Origin of the sequence: Paraburkholderia sp. J41, assembly GCF_905220235.1 — a bacterium.
GTDB lineage: Bacteria > Pseudomonadota > Gammaproteobacteria > Burkholderiales > Burkholderiaceae > Paraburkholderia.
This window is the reverse complement of record NZ_CAJMZE010000005.1, coordinates 273,898-290,655: the sequence shown is the minus strand read 5'-3', so window position 1 is coordinate 290,655 and position 16,758 is coordinate 273,898. Positions and strand designations below refer to the sequence as shown.

Here is a 16,758-nt window from a genome sequence, read left to right as displayed (position 1 = left end):
GCGGGCGGAAAGAATTTTTCCGCCCGCGTTTTTTTCGACTAACTCGCGCTGTCTCGGCAGTTAGTTGCGGTTCAGCGACATCGGCATCGACCCCGACATCGCGCGAAGATCAAGCGTCGCCCGCGCGCGACTGCTTCATCTGCTCGCGCCGATACTCGCCCTGCCGCGCCAGCATCCAGCCCGGATATTCGGCCGGCAAGCCGCTCACGTCGTCGAGCACGGCCAGTTCTTCGGCGGAAAGCGTCACTTTCGTCGCGGCCACGTTGTCTTCGAGCTGGTCCACGCGCTTGGCGCCGATAATCACCGACGTCACCGCGCGCTGATGCAGCAGCCAGGCAAGCGCGATCTGCGCCACCGAAACGCCCTTTTTCTCCGCGATCGGCCGCATGGCGTCCACGCAATCCCACGCGCGGTCGCGATTCACGGGCGGAAAGTCGAACGTCGTGCGGCGGCTGCCCGCCTCGCCTTGCTGATCGCGCCCGTACTTGCCGCTCAGCAGCCCGCCGGCAAGCGGGCTCCATACCATCAGCCCAAGCCCTTCGCTGTGCAGCATCGGCACGATTTCGCGTTCGAGGTCGCGCCCGGCGATCGTGTAATACGCCTGGAGCGACTCGAAGCGCGCGAGCCCGTGATGATGCGCAATGCCGAGCGCCTTCACGATCTGCCACGCGGCCCAGTTCGAAACGCCCACGTAGCGCACGTGGCCGTGCTGCACGAGCGTGTCGAGCGCGCGCACGGTTTCCTCGATCGGCGTGGCGGGATCGAAACCGTGAATCTGGTAGAGGTCGATATGGTCGAGTTGCAGGCGCTTCAGGCTGGCCTTCACGCCGTCCATGATGTGATAACGCGACGCGCCGCGCTCGTTGGGCGCGCCGCCCATTTCGCCGAATACCTTGGTCGCGATCACGACCTGTTCGCGCGGCACCTTGAGATTCTTGAGCGCCTGGCCGGTGATCTGCTCGGAGGCGCCTTGCGAATAAACGTCGGCCGTGTCGATGAAATTGATGCCGGCGTCGATGGCGCGGCCGATCAGGCGTTCGGCGTCCGCTTGCTGAAGATCGCCGATCTGGTTCCAGATGCCGCTGCCGCCGCCGAATGTCATCGTGCCGAGGCAAAGCTCCGAAACGAACAGGCCCGTGCGGCCCAGTGAGTTGTAACGCATGGGGAAACTCCGTCGTGAGTGAGGGGAAACCACAGGGAAACCACGGGGAAACGTCCAACGCGGCGAGGATACTGCGATCGCGCGAGGCTTGCCGGAGCGCGCGCGCCGCGTAAGCCGGTTGAAAATGTGCCGATGCGCCCGGATATGCGCTGCATCGCCTCGGCGAACCGCAAGCCGCGCATCGACGCGCCGCGACTCGCCGCGACGCGCCGCGACTCGCAATGCCACGCCGCACACGCGCGCACGAAAGCTGCGAGACTTCCGGTCATCCCGCCTTCTTCACCGTTTTCAAGCTTCAGGCACGCATGAGCACGTCCGTCACCGCTACGCATGATCTCGACGCCGGCGCCGATCCTCGCGGCGACGTGCTCGCGCGCTTTCATCCGGCTGTCGCGGGCTGGTTTCGCCGCAGCTTCGAAGCGCCCACGGCCGCCCAGCGCGCCGCGTGGCCGCTCATCGCCGCGCACCGCGCGACGCTCGTGGCCGCGCCCACGGGTTCGGGCAAAACGCTCACGGCGTTTCTCGCCGCGCTCGACGAACTGGTGCGCGAAGGTCTCGACCACGGCGGCGCGCTGCCCGACGCCACGCTCGTCATCTACGTCTCGCCGCTCAAGGCGCTGTCGAACGACATCCGCCTGAATCTCGAACGCCCGCTCGCGGGCATCGGCGAAGAACTCGCGCAAATGGGCCTGCCGCGCGTGGAGATTCGCACCGCCGTGCGCACCGGCGACACGCCGCAGCCCGAACGCGCCGCGCAGCGCAAACGCGCGCCGCACGTTCTCGTCACCACGCCCGAATCGCTTTACGTGCTGCTCGGTTCCGAGTCGGGCCGCAAGATGCTGGCGAGCGCGCGCAGCGTGATCGTCGACGAAATCCATGCGCTCGCGGGCAACAAACGCGGCGCGCATCTCGCGCTGAGCCTCGAACGGCTCGACGCGCTGTGCGGCCGCAAGCTGCTGCGCATCGGCCTTTCGGCCACGCAAAAACCCATCGAAACCGTGGCGCGCTTTCTGGTCGGCCTCGGCGATGCCGCGCTCGATGCCGCCGCGCCGCCGCCCGCCTGCGAGATCGTCGATGTCGGTCATGCGCGCGCACGCGACCTGGCGATCGAGGTGCCGCCCGTGCCGCTCGAGGCGATCATGGCGAACGACGTGTGGGAGCGCGTGTACGACCGGCTCGCCGAACTCGTCGCCCTGCATCGCACCACGCTCGTGTTCGTCAACACGCGGCGCATGGCCGAGCGCGTGGCGCGCCATCTCACCGACCGGCTCGGCGCGCAAGCCGTGGCCGCGCATCACGGCAGCCTCGCGCGGGAACATCGCTTTCTGGCCGAACAGCGCCTCAAAAGCGGCGATTTGCGCGTGCTCGTGGCCACGGCGTCGCTCGAACTCGGCATCGACATCGGCGACGTCGATCTCGTTTGCCAGATCGGCTCGCCGCGCTCGATCGCCGCGTTCCTGCAACGCGTGGGGCGCTCGGGCCATCAGGTCGGCGGCGTGCCGAAGGGCCGCCTGTTCGCCACGTCGCGCGACGATCTGATCGAATGCGCGGCGCTGCTCGATTGCGTGCGGCGCGGCGAACTCGACCGGCTCACGCTGCCGCACGCGCCGCTCGACGTGCTCGCGCAGCAGATCGTCGCCGAAGTGGCCTGCGCGCAATGGCGCGACGACGACCTCTACGCGCTCGTGCGCCGCGCCACGCCCTGGGCGCAGTTCGAGCGCGCGCGATTCGACGCCGTGCTGCGCATGCTCGCCGACGGCTTCGCGAGCCGCCACGGCCCGCGCGCCGCCTATCTGCATCGCGACGTGGTGAGCCGGACCTTGCGCGCGCGGCGCGGCGCGCGGCTCGCGGCGCTCACCTCGGGCGGCACGATTCCCGACAACGCCGATTACGCCGTGCTGCTCGAACCGCAAAGCGTGAAGATCGGCACGGTGAACGAGGACTTCGCGGTCGAAAGCCTGGCCGGCGACGTGTTCCAGCTCGGCAACGCGTCGTATCGCATTCTGCGGATCGAGGCGGGCCGCGTGCGCGTGGAGGACGCGCAAGGCCAGCCGCCCAATATTCCGTTCTGGCTCGGCGAGGCGCCGGGCCGCAGCGACGAGTTGTCGTTCGCGATTTCGCGGCTGCGCCAGCAAGTGGAAGCGTTCCTGAGCGAAGCCGACGAGCGCGGCGACGCCGCGGGCGCGGTCGGTTTCGCCGCCGCCAAATTCGCCGCCGCGCTCGATCTCGACGACGCCGCGGCGCGCCAGATCGTCGAATATCTCGCGCGCGCCCGCGGCGCGCTCACCGTGCTGCCCACCCAGGATACGCTCGTGATGGAGCGCTTCTTCGACGAATCGGGCGGCACGCAACTCGTGATTCACACGCCGTTCGGCAGCCGCATGAATCGCGCGTGGGGGCTCGCGCTGCGCAAGCGTTTTTGCCGCCAGTTCAACTTCGAGTTGCAGGCGGCCGCGACCGAAGACGCCATCATCCTTTCGCTGACGGGCGCGCACAGCTTCGCGCTCGACGAGGTGTGGCGCTATCTGCATTCGAACACCGCCGAGCATCTGCTCGTGCAGGCGCTGCTCGACGCGCCGCTTTTCGGCGTGCGCTGGCGCTGGAACGCGACCACGGCGCTCGCGCTGCCGCGCCAGACCGGCGGCCACAAGACGCCGCCGCAAATTCAGCGCATGCGCAGCGAGGATCTGCTCGCGGCCGTGTTTCCCGATCAGGTGGCGTGCGTCGAAAACCTCGCGGGCGAGCGCGAGGTGCCCGAACATCCGCTCGTCGGCCAGACGCTCGACGACTGCCTGCACGAAGCGATGGACACCGAAGCATGGCTCGCGCTGCTGCGCCGGATCGAGGCGCGCGAGGTGACGCTCGTGGAGCGCGAACTGCCCGCGCCCTCGCCGCTCGCGGCCGAAATTCTCACGGCGCGCCCCTACGCCTATCTCGACGATGCGCCGATCGAGGAACGCCGCACGCAAGCGGTGCTGTCGCGGCGCTGGACCGATCCCGAATCCGCCGACGATCTGTGCGCGCTCGACGCCGAAGCCATCGCGAACGTGCGCGAGGAAGCCTGGCCGCAAGCGCGCAACGTCGACGAAATGCACGACGCGCTCAACACGCTCGGCGCGTTGGCGCAAAGCGAAGCGCAGCGCGAGCCGCAATGGCCCGCGTGGCTGGCGGAACTCGCGGCATCGGGACGCGCGGCACGCATCGCCGTCGCGGAAAACGATTCTCTGTGGGTGAGCATCGAGCGCCTCGCGTGCGTGCGCGCGATCTATCCGCAAGCGCAGTGCGAGCCGCCGCTCACGCCGCCGCCCGATTACGCGCAGGCGTGGGACGAGGACGCGGCGATCGTCGACATCGTGCGCGCGCGATTGTCGGGTTTCGGGCCGCTTACGCTTGCGCAGATCGCTCGGCCGCTCGCGCTCGAAGCGCGCGTGGCGGCGCTCGCGCTCACGCGCCTCGAAGCCGAAGGCACGGCGATGCGCGGCCGCTTCACGCCCGAGGCCATGCACGGCGGCGACGAGCAATGGTGCGAGCGGCATCTGCTCGCGCGCATTCATCGCTACACGGTGCGCAAGCTGCGGCGCGAGATCGAGCCGGTGGAGCGGCACGACTTCATGCGCTTCCTGTTCGAATGGCAGCGCGTCGCGCCGGGCACGCGCGGGTCGGGCCGCGACGCGCTCGCCGCCGTGCTCGATCAACTGGAAGGCTGGGAAGCTTCGGCGCTCGCGTGGGAAGACGAAATCCTTCCCGCGCGCCTCGACACGCGTTTTGGCGATTCGCCGCCGATGCTGCTCGACGATCTCTGCCGCGCCGGGCACCTTGCGTGGGCGCGCTTGCCCGCGCGCGCAGCCGCCACTTCTACGGTGCGCAGCACGCCCGTCGTGCTGCTTTCGCGCCGCGAACTCGCGCGCTGGACGGCGCTCGTCGAAACGCCCGACACCGCCGAGCTTTCGGCGCGCGCGCGGCGCGTGTACGAAGCGCTGACGCGGCACGGCGCGATGTTCTTCGACGAACTCGCCGCCGATGCGCATCTACTTGGCGTCGAACTCGAAAACGCGCTGGGCGAACTGGTTTCGGCGGGACTCGTGAATGCGGACAGTTTCGCGGGCCTGCGCGCGCTCGTGAAACCGGCGGCACAGCGCGGCTCGCATCACGGACGGCGCAAACCGCGCGGCTTTGCGCCGCTGGTGGGCGGAATGGCCGACGCGGGGCGCTGGGCGACGTTGCGGCGCGCGCCGCCGGGCGAACGCGCGACCGATACCGCCGCGAATGGCGCTGATGCCGCTGATGCCGCGAATGGCGCTGATGCCCGGAATGGCGCTGATGCCGCTGATACCGCGCCGCCGGCGCATACGCAAGGGGCGCGCGCCAAAGCGGCGACGGCGACGCCGGCGCGCCGCCCGCCCGCCGACACCGATCTGCTCGAACACGTCGCGCGCGTGCTGTTGCGACGCTACGGCGTGATCTGCTGGCATCTGCTGGCGCGCGAAGCGCCGTGGTTGCCGCCGTGGCGCGACCTGCTGCGCGTGCTGCATCGCATGGAAGCGCGCGGCAAGGTGCGCGGCGGGCGTTTCGTGACGGGTTTGTCGGGCGAACAATTCGCGCTGCCCGAAGCGGTGGCGCTGCTGCGCGAAGTGCGGCGGCGGCGTGTGAGCGCGCCTGCGCCGGCATCGGCATCGGCATCCGGCGACGAGGGTGGAGACGGTAACGCGCTGATCTGCATTCCGGCCGCCGATCCGCTCAACCTCGTCGGCACGCTGCTGCCCGGCGAGAAAGTGCCGGCCGTGGCGGGCAATCGCATCGTGTTTCGCGACGGCGTGCCCGTGGCGACGCTCGTGGCGGGCCGGTTTGCGTTTTTCGGCGATATCGACGAAAGCGGACGTGCGGCGTTGCGGGCGCGGCTGGCGAAGCCTTGGTGACGGTTTTGCTGCGCGCGATGCCGACGCCGATTCGCCGATTCACCGATTCGCCGATTCGCCGATTCACCGATTCACCGATTCACCGATTCACCGATCCGCCGATCCGCCGATTCGCCAATCCACCAAACCGCCAATCCGCCGATCAGCCGATCCGCCGATCCGCCAAACCGCCCAAACCGCCGAACCGCCAAACGTCCGGCGATTTTCCCTGCGCGCCGCGCCTTGCCACGTTTCGCCTCGGTTCCGCCCCCGCCAACTCTCCCGGCGCCTCACACGCCCGGCAGTTAGTTGCAACTCAAGCGATCACTTGCGCGCGCCAAAATGCCGGCGCACGCGCAGCCCGTTCGCCACGACGAGCAGACTCGCGCCCACATCGGCGAAAACGGCCATCCAGAGCGTCGCCTCGCCCGCCAGCGCGAGCACGAGAAACACAGCTTTGATGCCGAGCGCGAGCGCGATGTTCTGCTTAAGCACGGCCGCCGTCTTGCGCGAAAGGCCGATGAACGCGGCGATCTTGCGCGGATCGTCGTCCATGATCGCGACGTCGGCGGTTTCGAGCGCCGTGGCCGTGCCCGCCGCGCCCATCGCGAAGCCGATGTCGGCGCGCGCGAGCGCGGGCGCATCGTTCACGCCGTCGCCGACCATCGCCGCCATGCCGTAACGCGCGGAGAGTTCGGCGACCGCGTCCTGCTTGTCCTGCGGCAACAGATTGCCGCGCGCGTCGTCGATGCCGAGCTGCACCGCGATCGCACGTGCCGTCGACGCGTTGTCGCCCGTCAGCATCACCGGCGCGACGCCGAGCGAGCGCAACGCGCGCACGGCCTCGACGCTTTCGGCGCGTAACGCGTCCGCGACGGCGAACACGGCCACCGCCGCATGCGACGCGCACAGCACGACCGCCGTCTTGCCGGCCTGTTCGAGTTGCGCGAGCCGGGCCTCCAGCGCGGGCGTGCAAAGCCCGATTTCCTCCACCAGCCGATGATTGCCGAGCCGCCAGAATTCGCCGTCGATCCTGCCTTGCACGCCGCGCCCGTTGAGTACCGCGAATGCCTCGACCGACGAAAGCCGCGCCTGCGGCGCGCGAGCGCGCCAACCCGCGACGATCGCGCGCGCAACGGGATGCGTGCTGGCGTCGTCGAGGCTTGCGGCAATGCGCAGCGCTTCGTCCGCCGTCAACGTCGAAGAAAGCGCCAGCACGTCCGTCAGCGCCGGTTCGCCGCGCGTGAGCGTGCCGGTCTTGTCGAGCGCGACGGCCTTGAGCAGACGCCCGCGTTCAAGCCAGACGCCGCCCTTCACGAGCATGCCGTGGCGCGCGGCGGCGGCGAGGCCGCTCACGACCGTGACCGGCGTGGACACCACGAGCGCGCACGGACACGCGATCACGAGCAGCACGAGCGCCTTGTAGAGCCACGCGCTCCACGCGCCGCCGAACGCGAGCGGGGCCGCCAGCGCGATCAGCACGGCGAGCGCGACGACGGCCGGCGTGTAATAGCGCGCGAATTGATCGACGAAACGCTGCGTGGGCGCGCGCTGCGCCTGCGCCTCCTGAACCGCCGCCGCGATGCGCGCGAGCGTGCTGTCCTGCGCGGCGGCCGTGACGACGGCTTCGACCACGCCATCCACGACAATGCTGCCCGCGTACAGCGCCGCGCCCGCTTCCTTGTCGACGGGCAGGCTTTCGCCCGTGATCGGCGCCTGATCGAGCGCGCCGCGACCCGCGATCACGCGCGCGTCGAGCGGCACGCGCTGGCCCGTGCGCACACGAATCCGGCTGCCGATGGCGACTTCGCCCACGGCGCGCTCGCGCCACGCATTTTCGGCGTCGAGCCAGATTTCGGCGGTGTCGGGCGCGAGCGCCGTCAGCGAACGAATGGCCTGGCGCGCGCGTTCGAGCGACAGAGCCTCGATTTCCTCGGCAAGCGCGAAGAGGAACACGACCATGGCCGCTTCGGGCCATTTGCCGATGGCAACCGCGCCGATCAACGCGAGCGACATCAGGAAATAGATGTTGATCGTGAAGTGGCGCAGCGCGATCCAGCCTTTGCGCAGCGTGGGCAGCCCGGCGCACAACAGCGAAACCGCCGCGCAGATCAGCACGGGCAAGCCGGTTTCCCGGCCCGTGGTCCAGGCCAGCAATTCGGCGCTCACGGCCGCGATGCCGCTGGCGGCGAGCAGCCATTTCTGCCGCGACTTCAAGCCGCGCGACGTCTCCCGCGCCGCACCGGCGGCCGTGCCTTCGAGCGCGCTCGGCGTCATGCCCAGCGCCTTCAACGCATCGACGAACGGCTGCGTGTCGTCGAGCCGATGGTGAACCGTCAACTCGCGCCCGAGCAGATCGAAATCGAGCCGCGCGACCCCCGCCATCGGCTCGAGCTTGTTGCGGATCAGCCGTTCTTCGGTGGGGCAATCCATGTTGTCGATGCGCCAGCGCGTCGCTCGCGTGCCTTCGGGCGCTTGCGCGAACGCGCGGGGCACGGGTTTTCCGGCATCGGCATGTGAAGGCGAAGGCGAACCGCAGCAGGTGCCGGCGTGATCGTGACCCGAGGCATCGTGCCCCGCACGGTCGCTGTTTTGGGCTTGACCGTGACAGGCGTGCCCGGCATGCGCGCCGTGATCGTGCCCGGCGTGATCGTGCCCGGCGTGATCGTGTTCGCCGTGATCGTGTTCGCCGCGATCGTGGCCGCCGTGCCCGCCGCGCTCACCGCGCCCGCGATCGCCATGCGCCTCCAGCGCCTCCTGCGCCTGAATGCGTGCGGGTTCGCGCGCGCCGCAACACGATCGGCAAGCGTCGGCATCGGCAACGGCGGGCGCGGCGCTCGCACCGTCGCCCTGCCCCTCGTCACGCGCGCGAACACGCTGTGCCGCGGCAATCCGCGACAAGAACGCCTGGTTCATCGTCAAACTCTCCCAAAAGTGACAAAATCATTGAACAGCCTGTAGCCGCTACAGGGTCAAGTCATGCGTCACATCATTTGGGAGCCGCCACCATGCGAATCGGCGAACTCGCCCGCCTCGCGCACTGCGACGTAGAAACGGTGCGCTTCTACGAACGCGAAGGCTTGCTGGACGAGCCCGCGCGCGAAATCAACGGTTATCGGCGCTATACGCCCGCGCACGAGGCCCAGCTCAACTTTATCCGCCACTGCCGCTCGCTCGGCATCGGTCTGGCGGACATCCGCATGCTGCGCCGCTTTCAGGCCGACCCGAGCCAGCCCTGCGGCGAAATCAACGAACTGATCGACAACCAGATCGCCCGCATCCATCAGCAAATCGAGTCGATGCGCGTGCTCGAACAGCAGTTGCGCACGCTGCGGGACAGTTGCCATACGCACCACCGCAGCAGCGCCGAGTGCGGCATCATGAAAAACCTGGTGCAGCCCGTGGACGACGAACGCTGCTCCTGTCACGCCGACACGCCCGCGCAAGCCGCTCACGAAGCACTGCACACGGCCGCGACACCGCATCGGCACACTGCCGGCGAGTGATCCGCGCGGCCGTCGAAACGACCGCACCTTCTTCATCGCAAACCGCGCCTTCGAAGCGACCGCGCTTCCGGGCGGTCGCCGCCAGCTCAAGGCGCGGCGGCAATCACCTCGGCCACCGTCGCCGTGAGTTTTTTCGCGTACGGGACGTGCAGGAACTCGTTCGGGCCGTGCGCGTTGGACTTCGGCCCAAGCACGCCGCACACCATGAACTGCGACTTCGGAAAGCCCGCCTGCAACACGTTCATGAGCGGAATCGTGCCGCCCTGGCCCAGATAAGCGCAATCTGCGCCGAAGTGCGTGCGCGACGCGTCGTTGAGCGCGGCGGCGAGCCACGGCGCCAGCTCCGGCGCGCTCCAGCCGTTGGCCGCGCCTGCATCGGGCTTGAACGTGACCTTCGCGTTGTAGGGCGGATCGAATTCAAGCAGCGACTTGAGTTCGGCCACCGCCTGCGACGCCTCCACCAGCGGCGGCAACCGCAGCGACAACTTGAACGCGGTGCGTGGGCGCAGCACGTTGCCCGCGTCGGCGATGGCGGGCAAACCGGCCGCGCCCGTGACCGCAAGCGACGGCCGCCAGGTGGAATCGAGCAACGCCTGTTGCGGGTCGGTGGTGGTGGGCAGCACGCGGCGGCCGTCCTGGCCGCAGGCCCACGGCAAGCCCTTCCACACGCTTTCGCCGAGAATCTTCGCGGTGGCTTCGGCTTCGCTCAGGCGCTGCTGCGGAATCGCGCAGTGAAAGCCCTTGGGCAGCAGCGTGCCGCTCGCGGCGTCTTCGAGACGCTCGAACAGTTGCCGCATGACGCGAAAACTCGACGGCGCGATGCCGCCATACGAGCCCGAGTGAATCCCCTCTTCGAGCACCTCGACTTCGAGGTCGCCTGCCACGAGACCGCGCAGCGACGTGGTGAGCCAGAGCTGATCGTAATTGCCCGCGCCCGAATCCAGACACACGACGAGGCCGACGTCGCCCAACCGCTCGCGCAGCGCGTCGACATACGGCAACAAGTCGTAACTGCCCGATTCCTCGCAGGTTTCGATCAGGCCCACGCAGCGGGGCCGCTCGATGCCCTGTGCGTCGAGCGCGGCGAGCGCCGTGACGCTCGCGTAGATCGCGTAGCCGTCGTCGGCACCGCCTCGGCCGTACAGGCGGCCGTCTTCGAGCTTGGGCGTCCATGGGCCCAGATCGTTGCGCCAACCCGCGAACTCCGGCTGCTTGTCGAGATGGCCGTACAGCACGACGGTTTCCGTGCTGCCCGAGCGCGTGGCCGGCGCTTCGAAGAAGATCACGGGCGTGCGATCGGGCAAACGCACGATTTCGAGCTTGAGACCGCGCACGGGCTGCTGCTCGGCCCACTTCGCCGCGTCCTGAACGACGCGTTCGAGATAGCCGTTCTTCGCCCACTGCGGATCGAACGCGGGGCTCTTGGCGGGCACGGCGATGTAGTCGGTGAGCGCGGGCACGATCTCGTCGTGCCATTTGCGCTCGACAAAGGTGCGCAATGCGTCGTGATCGAGTTGCCGCGTGGCTTCGGACGTGTCGGACATGATCGGTTCCCTGCGATGAAAACCCTGATGATAGACCCGAACCGCCGGCCGCCGACACCCTTCGCGCTCGTCGTTGGCCGTTCGGCCAGGACCTTACGTGCGCCCGACGCCGATCCGAGCGACAATGGTCAATCCCTATTCATCGCGCGATTTTCAGGAGAGCAAATTATGGTGAGCCGTTCCGTCTTCGAGATCGTCGCTCTCGCAGCCGTGGTCGCGCTCTATTTCCTCCCGGCCCTGATCGCCGACCGCCGCCGCCGTCACGATCTGCTCGTGATTGCCGTTTTCAACGCCGTGCTTGGCTGGACGGTGCTTGGCTGGGCGCTCGCGCTCGTCTGGTCGCTTCAGCCGAATCCGCCGCGCGACCTGGGTGGCCAGACCAAGGTGCGCAGCCGCCGCATCGGCATGCTGTCGTTCTCGCGCCGTCTGGACGACCGCGTGCAGGCGCGCGAATCGCGCTCCGCCAATCGCAAGCCGTAGCAACGCGCGCGTCGAATGCGGTCTTATCCGAATGGCCAACGCTGCGGTTCCGGCGCGCGCAAGCGCGTCGTGCATGAAATAATCGTTCCGACCACCGCCCTTCCTTTTCGCCCTCACTGGAGCCGTTCATGCCTCATGCCGCCCCGTTGCTAGCCTTTGCCGCCGTCGCGCTCGGCATGGCGCTCACACCTGGTCCCAACATGATCTATCTGATCTCGCGCTCGATTTGCCAAGGGCGCAAGGCGGGGCTGATTTCGCTGGGCGGCGTCGCGCTCGGTTTCGTGTTCTATATGCTGTGCGCGGCGTTCGGCATTACGGCGCTGCTCATGGCCGTGCCGTTCGCCTACGACGCGCTGCGTCTGGGCGGCGCGCTCTACCTGTTCTGGCTTGCGTGGCAAACGCTCAAGCCCGGCGGTCGCTCGCCGTTCCAGGTGCGCGACCTGCCGGTCGACAACACGCGCAAGCTGTTTCTGATGGGCTTTGTCACGAACCTGCTGAATCCGAAAATCGCGATTCTTTATCTTTCGCTTTTGCCGCAGTTCATCGACCCGCATCACGGCAGCGTGCTGACCCAGTCCATCGTGCTCGGCAGCGTGCAGATCGCGCTTTCGATCAGCGTGAACGCCGCCGTGGCCATGACGGCCGGCACCATCGCGTCGTTTCTCGCGGGACGGCCCGCGTGGCTCGTGTTGCAGCGCTGGCTGATGGGCACGGTGCTGGCCGGGCTGGCCGTGCGCATCGCCGCTGAAGGGCAGCGCTGAGGCTCGAAACGCAAACGGCCGGGCGCGAAGGCCTGGCCGTTTGTTTCGACACCGTGTTTCGACACGCGTTTCGACACGCGTTTCGACACCGCATTTCGACACTGCGGCAAGCGCTGGCGCACGCTTTGTGTGCGGTTATCCGTGCGTGCTGTTTGCGCGGCGGCGCGCCCGCTTACACCGCCCGGTTACATGCGCAAGCCCGCGGCTCGCTCATGCGCCCGCGATGACGACGACGCTCAAAACCCGCTGGCGGCCCGGCCGCCGGACAGGCCGTACATGTTGACCGAGGCAGCCGGAATGGAGCGCGGCTGGATCTCGACCATGTTGTCGGCGAACATGTCCTGACGCAGTTCGCCGTGTTCGTCGAACCATTGGCAGATCAGCCAATGGCCGGCGGCGAAGCCTACCGGCCCGGCATACGTCACCGTCATGCGCGGCCCGCCGGAAGTCAGGGTCACCACGTCGCCAATGCTGGCCAAGGCGGCGCGCGGGCTAACTGCAACGTCGATGGTCGTATCAAGCATGATGTCCCCCGTTGAAAAAGGTACGAAGAGAAATACTTCAAGCGGATCTGGCGTTCCGCTGCCGAACTGTGGTTTTCGACGTTTTTTCGCTAACGGAGTTCAGCGGTAATAATGAGTTCGGCAAGACTAACAACCCGAATTAACGCTTGCAAGACATTTCAATATGGCCTGCGGAAAACCCTGTCGACGGTATTTTGCTAAAACGCGTCAAGCACTTCGGACAGAACAATTTACGGAAAGCTATGCGAATTCAAGGCAAAAGCTACCGGCACGGGGCGTCGAGGCTTCAACAGTATTATTATTTGCGCAGAGCAATGCATTTTGGCGGCAATGGGTTCGCATTACAAACCTCGCCTTTCGTACAGTATTAATCGCATGGTTCAAAGCCCGATACCGGGTGAGAGCGGGAATGGAAACGTTTACCGCTGCGAAGATCGCTCGTTCGTTTTTTATTTTCGGCGATCATTTCAAACATGAAATACTGTCGATTAACCGAACGATTAAATATCGCCGGTGAAATATGGCTGACACGTTTATTCGGGCAATCGTTTAAAACAAACGCCCCGCCGGGAGCAAACGGACGGGGCGTCATGAAGCCACCGCGCAATCAACAGGCGCAAGCGCTATTCGGCGAATGGAAGCGTTGTCTGCCCGTCGGCGCGCATGTCGAACACGTTGAGCGTCATCGCCACGAGCGCGTAGTAGCCGAGCAAGCCCACGAGATTGATCGTCGTTTCGTGGCCAAAACGCTCGACGGCGCGCGCGTAAGTGGCGTCCGAAACGCGTTTGTTGTCGTACAGCTCGGTCGTAAAGGCGTAAATGAGCGCGTCGCCGGAATCGTCGAACCGGGGCGCGGCGCCCGCGCGAATCTGCTCCGCCAGCGCTTCGGGCACTCCCGCTTGCAGCGCGATCGGGTAGTGGATGTACCACTCCGCCTGCGCCTGCCAGCGCGCGGCCGTCACGAGAATCGCCAGTTCGGAATGCCGCAACGACAAGCCGGTTTTGTAGCGGCAGAACGCGCCCAGGCGCTGCGCGTGCTGCGCGAGTTCCGGGCTGTGAATCCAGCCGAGAAACGGCCCGTTGAGATTGCCGCGCGGCCCCGTGAGAATTTCGTCCAGCACGCGTTTTTGCTCCGGCGACGCGCTGGCAGCGTCGAATGCGGGAAGCCGCGGCTTTGTGGTTTGCGTCATCGGTGGACTCCGTTGATGTTCAGAAAAGCATCGGTTGCGCGGCTGCGCGCCGAACTCGCGGTTTTGGGAAGCGGCAGGCGGTTAGTTGCACAGCGAGCGCTGGCGCGAACCGCTGCGAAAACAGAAACCCATCGCCGCGGCGGCACGTTGAATTGACGGCCCAGCACAGGATAGGCGTTAGTTGCACACCATGCGCTCGTGCCGGAACCCGCCGCCAGGCTCATGCGCAACTCATTTCAAAACGTGGGTCACGCCGGTCCCGCCACGGCAGCCACACCAGCCGCAACCAGCGCGCCTTGCAAAGCCTCGCCAAGACGCGCGTCGATGGTGTCGATATCGCGCTCCGTGCAGATAAATGGCGGCGCGAGCAGCACATGGTCGCCGTGCCTGCCGTCCACGGTGCCGCCCATCGGATACACCATCAAGCCGCGCGCGAACGCCTCGCGCTTGATCGCCGCGTGCAGCTTCAGCGCCGGATCGAACGTTGCCTTCGTGGCGCGATCCCGCACGAGTTCGACGCCCACGAACAAGCCGCGCCCGCGCACGTCGCCCACATAAGGATGATTCGCGTAACGTTCGCGCAGGCGCGCGCGCAGTTGTTCGCCGCGCGCGAGCACATTGTCGAGCAGGTTTTCCTCGGCGATCACGCGCTGCACTTCGAGCGCCGCCGCGCACGCCGTCGCATGCCCGATATAGGTATGGCCGTGCTGGAAATAGCCGCTGCCGCCCACGATCGTCTCGTAGATGCGCCGGCTCACGAGCGTGGCGCCGATCGGCTGATAACCGGCGCCCAGGCCTTTCGCGATCGTCAGCAGATCGGGCGCGACGCCGTCTTCCGCGCACGCGTACAGATGACCGGTGCGGCCCATGCCCGACATGATTTCGTCGAGAATCAGCAGCACGCCGTAGCGGTCGCACACCGCGCGAATCTTGCGGAAATAGTCGCGCACGGGCGGCACCGCGCCGGCCGTCGCGCCCACCACGGTTTCGGCCACGAACGCGGCCACGTTCTCCGCGCCCAGTTCGAGAATTTTGCGCTCGAGTTCGTCGGCGAGACGTTGCGCATAGGCTTCGTCGGTTTCGCCTTCGTGGCGCTCGCGGTACGCATAGCATGGGCTCACGTGGTGCGATTCGATCAGGATCGGCAGGAACGGCTCGCGCCGCCACGCATTGCCGCCGATCGCGAGCGCGCCCAGCGTGTTGCCGTGATAACTCTGGCGGCGCGCGATGAAGTGGCGGCGCGCCGGCTCGCCCTTCTCCACGAAATACTGACGCGCGAGCTTGAGCGCCGCTTCGATCGCCTCGGAGCCGCCCGAAACGAAATACACGTGATCGAGCCCTTCCGGCGCCGCCGCAACCAGGCGATCGGCAAGCTGCTCCGACGCCTCGGTCGTGAAAAACGAGGTGTGCGCGTACGGCAGTTGGCGCGCCTGGCGCTGGATCGCTTCGATCACGCGCGCGTTGCTGTGGCCGAGGCACGATACGGCCGCGCCGCCGCTCGCGTCGATGTAGCGCTTGCCCGTCGAATCGACGATTTCGATGCCGTCGCCCGCCACCGCGACGGGCAGCGTTTGCTTGGGCATGCGATGGAAAACCTGGCTCATGGAGACCTCGAAGGAAAGTGTCAGGCGCGCGTGCGCGCGGCAGGGATGAATGCGTCGAGCACGCGCGCGCCGCGTTGCCATACGTCGAACGCCACGCCGCGCGGCTCGATGCGCATGCAGGCCGTGGCGAGCGTGTTTTCGTCGTCGGGGTCGTGCGGGTCGTCGCGGAAAATCGGCAGGCCCGCGCCCGCGCGGTCTTGCAGCGTGCGCACGAGCGCCGCGCCGTCCGGCTGCGCGCCGAGCGCGGGCAGCAGTTCCGCCAGCCGCGCCTGGCGGTCGCGCGACGAATCGGTGACGATTTGCGCCTCGTGCTCGCAGCCCGCGTGGATCAGATGATTCGCATGGCCCGAAGGCGCGCTCACCTCGACCGGGGAACAGCGCCGCGCCGTGGCTTCGACGCTCATGACGCGCACCGCGCCCGCCGCATCCACACCGCCGATCGTGTGATGGAAACCGCTCGCGCGCGGCGTGTCGCGCAGCAGCGCGAGCGCGGCGTCGAGCGAGCGGGCGTCGAGCACGGCGCGCGCGAGCAGCATGCGCGGCACGCCCGCGCGCGGTTCGCGAATGCGCACGTTGTTGATCGCCTGCGCGAGTCCGGCGCGCGTGGCCGCGAACGTGTGGCCCGGCAGCGAACCGGGATAGTAGAAGCTCGTGAAGCCGGGCTGGCCTTCCGGCTCGACCTCCACGACACAGCAGCGGCCGAGCAGCCACGGGTCGCCGTCTTCGTTGTGCGCGATCAGGCCGTTCGCGCCCTCGCGCGCCGCCAGCGTCGTGCAGCCGTCGGGCGCGTTGTGGATCAGTTCGCCGCGGCAATTCCAGAGAAAAAGGTCGTCGGCGGGCCAGCCGAGCGCGTGCGCCATGGCGTCGAGTTCCGCGACGTGCGCCGGGCAATGCCGCGCGGCCGCCGAGCGCAGCGCGCGGACGAACGCGCTGCCGCGCCAGCGGCTCACCGCGCGCCACGCGCCGCTTTGCGCCATGTAGTCGGCGAAAACCGGTTTCGCGAGCGCGCCGAGTTGCCGCCCGATCGACTCGGCGGAACCGGCCACGCGATAAGTCTTGAGTGCCTGCATCGAAAATCTCGCTGGATTCACG

13 protein-coding genes are annotated in these 16,758 nt (G+C 67.6%); 5 read left to right on the top strand and 8 right to left on the bottom strand.

Going from position 1 to position 16,758, the window contains the following annotated elements; genetic code table 11:
- Nucleotides 1-109: 109 nt before the first annotated feature.
- Complete coding sequence (locus tag U5805_RS07750) at nt 110-1,162, bottom strand: aldo/keto reductase (protein WP_322102863.1); 1,053 nt, start codon at nt 1,160-1,162, stop codon at nt 110-112.
- 305 nt (nt 1,163-1,467) lie between these two features.
- Here U5805_RS07750 and U5805_RS07745 point away from each other — a divergent pair, with 305 nt between their 5' ends.
- The gene (locus U5805_RS07745; RefSeq protein WP_322102862.1) at nt 1,468-6,078 is read left to right on the top strand and encodes a DEAD/DEAH box helicase; all 4,611 of its coding nucleotides are present in this window, start codon (nt 1,468-1,470) and stop codon (nt 6,076-6,078) included.
- Between the two features lie 303 nt (nt 6,079-6,381).
- Here the strand turns inward: U5805_RS07745 and U5805_RS07740 are convergent, their stop codons facing one another.
- Nucleotides 6,382-8,553, bottom strand: coding sequence for a heavy metal translocating P-type ATPase (locus U5805_RS07740; protein WP_322102861.1), 2,172 nt, complete (start codon nt 8,551-8,553; stop codon nt 6,382-6,384).
- Between the two features lie 141 nt (nt 8,554-8,694).
- Here U5805_RS07740 and U5805_RS07735 point away from each other — a divergent pair, with 141 nt between their 5' ends.
- The gene (locus tag U5805_RS07735; protein ID WP_322102860.1) at nt 8,695-9,018 is read left to right on the top strand and encodes a hypothetical protein; all 324 of its coding nucleotides are present in this window, start codon (nt 8,695-8,697) and stop codon (nt 9,016-9,018) included.
- A 47-nt stretch (nt 9,019-9,065) separates the two neighbouring features.
- Complete coding sequence (locus tag U5805_RS07730; protein WP_322102859.1) at nt 9,066-9,563, top strand: Cd(II)/Pb(II)-responsive transcriptional regulator; 498 nt, start codon at nt 9,066-9,068, stop codon at nt 9,561-9,563.
- Between the two features lie 86 nt (nt 9,564-9,649).
- Here U5805_RS07730 and U5805_RS07725 read toward each other — a convergent pair whose 3' ends face one another.
- Complete coding sequence (locus tag U5805_RS07725; RefSeq protein WP_322102858.1) at nt 9,650-11,107, bottom strand: M20 family metallopeptidase; 1,458 nt, start codon at nt 11,105-11,107, stop codon at nt 9,650-9,652.
- A 15-nt stretch (nt 11,108-11,122) separates the two neighbouring features.
- Here U5805_RS07725 and U5805_RS07720 point away from each other — a divergent pair, with 15 nt between their 5' ends.
- Both U5805_RS07720 and U5805_RS07715 read left to right on the top strand, forming a co-directional pair.
- Nucleotides 11,123-11,587, top strand: a complete 465-nt coding sequence (locus tag U5805_RS07720) for a superinfection immunity protein (protein WP_322102857.1) — start codon at nt 11,123-11,125, stop codon at nt 11,585-11,587.
- A gap of 128 nt (nt 11,588-11,715) precedes the next feature.
- Nucleotides 11,716-12,348, top strand: coding sequence for a LysE family translocator (locus U5805_RS07715; RefSeq protein WP_322102856.1), 633 nt, complete (start codon nt 11,716-11,718; stop codon nt 12,346-12,348).
- Between the two features lie 236 nt (nt 12,349-12,584).
- Here the strand turns inward: U5805_RS07715 and U5805_RS07710 are convergent, their stop codons facing one another.
- The 5 genes from U5805_RS07710 to U5805_RS07690 form a co-directional block, all read right to left on the bottom strand.
- Complete coding sequence (locus U5805_RS07710) at nt 12,585-12,872, bottom strand: YodC family protein (RefSeq protein WP_322102855.1); 288 nt, start codon at nt 12,870-12,872, stop codon at nt 12,585-12,587.
- Nucleotides 12,873-13,239: 367 nt separating this feature from the next.
- The gene (locus U5805_RS07705) at nt 13,240-13,464 is read right to left on the bottom strand and encodes a hypothetical protein (RefSeq protein WP_322102854.1); all 225 of its coding nucleotides are present in this window, start codon (nt 13,462-13,464) and stop codon (nt 13,240-13,242) included.
- Between the two features lie 31 nt (nt 13,465-13,495).
- A complete protein-coding gene (locus U5805_RS07700; RefSeq protein WP_322102853.1) occupies nt 13,496-14,062 on the bottom strand; it encodes a carboxymuconolactone decarboxylase family protein in 567 nt (188 codons plus the stop codon).
- A gap of 248 nt (nt 14,063-14,310) precedes the next feature.
- The gene (locus tag U5805_RS07695) at nt 14,311-15,666 is read right to left on the bottom strand and encodes an aspartate aminotransferase family protein (protein ID WP_322102852.1); all 1,356 of its coding nucleotides are present in this window, start codon (nt 15,664-15,666) and stop codon (nt 14,311-14,313) included.
- Between the two features lie 20 nt (nt 15,667-15,686).
- Nucleotides 15,687-16,736, bottom strand: a complete 1,050-nt coding sequence (locus U5805_RS07690; protein WP_322102851.1) for a C45 family peptidase — start codon at nt 16,734-16,736, stop codon at nt 15,687-15,689.
- Nucleotides 16,737-16,758: the final 22 nt, after the last annotated feature.

Bases quoted from the DNA above. Each gene is read 5' to 3' on its own strand.
- U5805_RS07750 (WP_322102863.1), bottom strand. From the start codon at position 1,162: ATGCGTTACAACTCACTGGGCCGCACGGGCCTGTTCGTTTCGGAGCTT.
- U5805_RS07745 (WP_322102862.1), top strand. From the start codon at position 1,468: ATGAGCACGTCCGTCACCGCTACGCATGATCTCGACGCCGGCGCCGAT.
- U5805_RS07730 (WP_322102859.1), top strand. From the start codon at position 9,066: ATGCGAATCGGCGAACTCGCCCGCCTCGCGCACTGCGACGTAGAAACG.
- U5805_RS07725 (WP_322102858.1), bottom strand. From the start codon at position 11,107: ATGTCCGACACGTCCGAAGCCACGCGGCAACTCGATCACGACGCATTG.
- U5805_RS07720 (WP_322102857.1), top strand. From the start codon at position 11,123: ATGAAAACCCTGATGATAGACCCGAACCGCCGGCCGCCGACACCCTTC.
- U5805_RS07715 (WP_322102856.1), top strand. From the start codon at position 11,716: ATGCCTCATGCCGCCCCGTTGCTAGCCTTTGCCGCCGTCGCGCTCGGC.
- U5805_RS07710 (WP_322102855.1), bottom strand. From the start codon at position 12,872: ATGCTTGATACGACCATCGACGTTGCAGTTAGCCCGCGCGCCGCCTTG.
- U5805_RS07705 (WP_322102854.1), bottom strand. From the start codon at position 13,464: ATGACGCCCCGTCCGTTTGCTCCCGGCGGGGCGTTTGTTTTAAACGAT.
- U5805_RS07700 (WP_322102853.1), bottom strand. From the start codon at position 14,062: ATGACGCAAACCACAAAGCCGCGGCTTCCCGCATTCGACGCTGCCAGC.
- U5805_RS07695 (WP_322102852.1), bottom strand. From the start codon at position 15,666: ATGAGCCAGGTTTTCCATCGCATGCCCAAGCAAACGCTGCCCGTCGCG.
- U5805_RS07690 (WP_322102851.1), bottom strand. From the start codon at position 16,736: ATGCAGGCACTCAAGACTTATCGCGTGGCCGGTTCCGCCGAGTCGATC.